This window comes from Sivoneniella epilithica UHCC 1019, assembly GCF_040830845.1.
Lineage (GTDB): Bacteria > Cyanobacteriota > Cyanobacteriia > Leptolyngbyales > Leptolyngbyaceae > ULC077BIN1.
On sequence record NZ_JBFPDP010000086.1, the window covers coordinates 7,919 to 11,100 of the forward strand.

Sequence of the window (3,182 nt, forward strand, 5' to 3'; positions counted from 1 at the left end):
CAATTGGATAAAAGGAAATAGAAGACCAAAAAACACTGCCAACATTGCCTTTGCGTCCAAGTATGATTCCTGGACCATCAACCAGTGATTGATTATGGTAGCCAACAATTCCACTAGAGCCATAAACAGGCACTAAGCCTAATTTTCGGTCATCCTTTTTCAGTGCTTTTCCATAACTTAAGGTTGCAAGAGTCTTTAATGAAACTCTTCTCCACCCCTCCGGCACACCATCCACGATCGCGACTTTCTCCCACCCTGGAAACCGCAAATAGATAAACCATTCCTTGTAAAGCTGATGAATGGATTTTTCCAGTAGGGCAATGCGGCGGGTGTTGTTGTCGATCAGGCGATCGTAGTTGGAAAGAATGTCAGCGATACGCTGTTGTGTAGGAAGTGATGGCGTTGGAATTTTTAGCGTCAAAAGTTTCTGCTGGCCGAGATTGTCTTGAGCAGCACCTTGGGCAATTTGTTTATATCGAGATTGAACAGTACTAAAAAAATATTTAATAAACCGAACATCACAAACTGTTGGATCTGCAACAAATCCAATAACGCTATCTGGGAAACAGGCATCGTAAGCAAGAATAGCGGTATCAGCAATATTGGCAGCAATTGTTATGCATAATGTTCCTGCTTGCCACAAACGACTTTGAGCAAGCCCTTTTTCGTTGTAGGTCTGCGTATGTGACGAGATGTAAAACTCAGCGTGCTTCACATCGGCAGTTTGGATAAACGGAAATGTTCCTCCATATAAAGATTGTTCGTCTCGTGGTCGATGACGCGATCTTCCTCTCGAAACGTAGCCTAACTCGTCTAATTGTTTCTCTGCCCAAACATTCATAAGCTCAACTCCTCGAAATTTGCCGCGATGCTATAGTTCATCGTCAAACACCCGTTGTAAGTCTTGGCGACCACCCACGACGCGTAAAATTTCGCTGCCATCATTAACCACCTGATAAAAGATGATGTATCCATCTAATGGAACTCCTCGCATTCCAGCCCTGAGCCACTCATAACTGCGTCCTAAATTGGGAAATTGCATCAAGCTCTCGCACTTTTTAGTAAATTCCTTCAGCAGGCGTTCTCCGGCTTCAAGGTTTTGGGTCAAGAAATAGTCTGAAATTTCATTTAAATCTCGACTTGCCGATGGTGAAATATAACATCGGCTCATGCCTGCGCCTCACGCGCCTTGCGAAACTTCTGCTCAATTTGCCCGACCACGGTTTCTAAGGGGATGCCCTCTCCCCGCGCCAATTCTGCCGCCGCTTCATCCACCTTTGCCTTTACCTCCCTGACCCACTGTTCATGTCCCTGACTTTGCGCCTCTAACAGCCTTAATGCAGCCGCGATCGCTTGATCTGGACTGGCAAAAATCCCCCGTTGAATTTGCGTTTGGATAAACTGCTCTTGTTCGATACTGAGCATAATTTGCATCGCGTTTTGCTCCTTCCTTTGCCTCTAAAATAACTCCTCAAGGTTAGTCGCGATCGCCATTCCATCATCATCACCGCCTCCGGGAAAACGCGATCGCAAAAATAACACCTTGATTTGTGCCAGTCCATTCACAGTTCCACCGTTTTAGATGAATCTAATTGAGCCTTTGACGGCAGAGGAATCTGATCCGCTGTCAAAATCACAACTTTGCCATCCTGCCATACGGCGATCGACTGTCCTAAACGGCGGTGGCGTTCAAGTGCCTGGGCGATCGCGGTTCCTACACCGTCAAGGATGGTTTGGCGACGGTTTGTGATGTTGTCTTTACTCATTTGTCCCTTGGTTGATTTGGCTCCAAGTCTTTGAAGAAAAACAAAACGTTCTTCTAAAACTGTAAATCATGCTTTGGCGGATGGAGTCCACCAGCTATCCATTGCCGTCGCGTATTCTGGATAAACGGTTGTTCTCGACGTTCATCATTGAGATCCAATCGATTACAAGTTGCTCGCCCAGTTAGGGTTTTACCCAGAATTCGCAATCCATCGGTTGACCAGATGAAATGATCTGACCATTGCTGCTGCCGTGGGTTAAAGAGTGCAACTTTGGTTTCCGTTTCCGGGTCTATTCCAGTTGTGAAGTTGTATCGTCTTTCGTTGCAGCGACGGCAGGCAAGAGCCAGATTGTTCAACTCATCACCACCGCCCAGAGATTTGGGCTGGATGTGATCAATTGAAAGCGGCGCAGAACTCAGCAGTTCGGAATAGTGGCAATATTCACACTGAAATTGGGCGCGCTGCCGAACCGCTTCATAAAGCGATTTAGGAATGCTCATTTGCTTTGGCAACCATCACCGCGTTGATGTAGCTGAAAATTTCGTCTAATTCTCCGATCGCTTCTAGCTCTATGGTTTCTTCTGCGGAAAGGCGATCCGCTTTTTTCTGATCTAGCAAGGTTTGCAAGCGATCCCCCAACTCGTCTGTAAATTTGAACAGCGTCAGGTTATTAATTTGCTGAACCCGTAGCCCTTTAGGAATGAGGGTTGAGGGTTTGAAAAGAGTGGTCATGGCTGTTGCTGACATCACGACGAATACAATATCGAAATCGTAGCAGTTTTACCTGATTCGTCAGTTCATTTCTGAAATAGCTGCTCGAAGTTTGCCTGGATCGCCCCGGCTAATGAGATCGCTTCCTCATTCAGTACCGCCAACTCCTGATGAATCTCCTGCATCCGCTCCTCAAAATCGTCTTCATCCTCCGTGTCACAAGCCCCCACTCCCACATAGCGCCCCGGAGTCAAACTACCGTCATTCTGGGCAATCTCCGCACGAGTCACCACTCGACATAACCCCGGCACATCCACCAGCACCGCTTCTGGAAAGCGGGATTGCAGCCAGTGAACCTGCTGATTAAAATACAGCGTTGTTTTAATGCTCTGCACTGCGCGATCGTGGGCTGCATTCAACCCATCCCGGTATTGACGAATTAACCGACTATTCCATTCCTCGGTTTTACGAACCTCTAGCTTTTTCTCTGCCAGTTCCATAGCCCGGAGGGTCAGCTTGTGGACTTCGTTGAGGTGCTTTTGGAGGGTTTTGAGACGGGGGATGAAAGGGGCGAACGCTTCAGCAGAGGCGGTTTGGGCTGCGTTAGTGGAAAGACCCTCACCCCCAGCCCCTCTCCCGCTCTGGGAGACAGGGCGGTTTTATTGTGAGGGTAGGAAAGTGAGGATGGACTGAAATCCTATATCA

The 3,182-nt window shown here is 47.5% G+C and carries 7 protein-coding genes; all 7 read right to left on the reverse strand.

What is annotated here, in order from left to right; all coding sequences use genetic code 11:
• A partial coding sequence (locus AB3R30_RS26100; protein ID WP_458652133.1) for a restriction endonuclease subunit S occupies positions 1-841 on the reverse strand: 841 nt, incomplete at its 3' end.
• Between the two features lie 30 nt (positions 842-871).
• The gene (locus tag AB3R30_RS26105) at positions 872-1,171 is read right to left on the reverse strand and encodes a type II toxin-antitoxin system RelE/ParE family toxin (RefSeq protein WP_458652134.1); all 300 of its coding nucleotides are present in this window, start codon (positions 1,169-1,171) and stop codon (positions 872-874) included.
• Complete coding sequence (locus tag AB3R30_RS26110; RefSeq protein ID WP_458652135.1) at positions 1,168-1,434, reverse strand: ribbon-helix-helix domain-containing protein; 267 nt, start codon at positions 1,432-1,434, stop codon at positions 1,168-1,170. The genes AB3R30_RS26105 and AB3R30_RS26110 overlap by 4 nt, the downstream gene beginning before the upstream one ends.
• A 128-nt stretch (positions 1,435-1,562) precedes the next feature.
• Entirely contained in the window at positions 1,563-1,766 is a 204-nt protein-coding gene (locus tag AB3R30_RS26115) for a hypothetical protein (protein WP_458652136.1), read from the reverse strand.
• 53 nt (positions 1,767-1,819) lie between these two features.
• Complete coding sequence (locus AB3R30_RS26120; RefSeq protein WP_458652137.1) at positions 1,820-2,266, reverse strand: HNH endonuclease; 447 nt, start codon at positions 2,264-2,266, stop codon at positions 1,820-1,822.
• The gene (locus AB3R30_RS26125) at positions 2,253-2,498 is read right to left on the reverse strand and encodes a hypothetical protein (protein ID WP_458652138.1); all 246 of its coding nucleotides are present in this window, start codon (positions 2,496-2,498) and stop codon (positions 2,253-2,255) included. The genes AB3R30_RS26120 and AB3R30_RS26125 overlap by 14 nt, the downstream gene beginning before the upstream one ends.
• A 65-nt stretch (positions 2,499-2,563) precedes the next feature.
• Positions 2,564-2,977, reverse strand: a complete 414-nt coding sequence (locus AB3R30_RS26130; RefSeq protein ID WP_458652139.1) for a hypothetical protein — start codon at positions 2,975-2,977, stop codon at positions 2,564-2,566.
• Between the last annotated feature and the right edge of the window lie 205 nt (positions 2,978-3,182).

Coding starts and splice junctions, on each gene's coding strand:
- AB3R30_RS26105 (WP_458652134.1), bottom strand. CDS start 1,171: ATGAGCCGATGTTATATTTCACCATCGGCAAGTCGAGATTTAAATGAA.
- AB3R30_RS26110 (WP_458652135.1), bottom strand. CDS start 1,434: ATGCAAATTATGCTCAGTATCGAACAAGAGCAGTTTATCCAAACGCAA.
- AB3R30_RS26115 (WP_458652136.1), bottom strand. CDS start 1,766: ATGAGTAAAGACAACATCACAAACCGTCGCCAAACCATCCTTGACGGT.
- AB3R30_RS26120 (WP_458652137.1), bottom strand. CDS start 2,266: ATGAGCATTCCTAAATCGCTTTATGAAGCGGTTCGGCAGCGCGCCCAA.
- AB3R30_RS26125 (WP_458652138.1), bottom strand. CDS start 2,498: ATGACCACTCTTTTCAAACCCTCAACCCTCATTCCTAAAGGGCTACGG.
- AB3R30_RS26130 (WP_458652139.1), bottom strand. CDS start 2,977: ATGGAACTGGCAGAGAAAAAGCTAGAGGTTCGTAAAACCGAGGAATGG.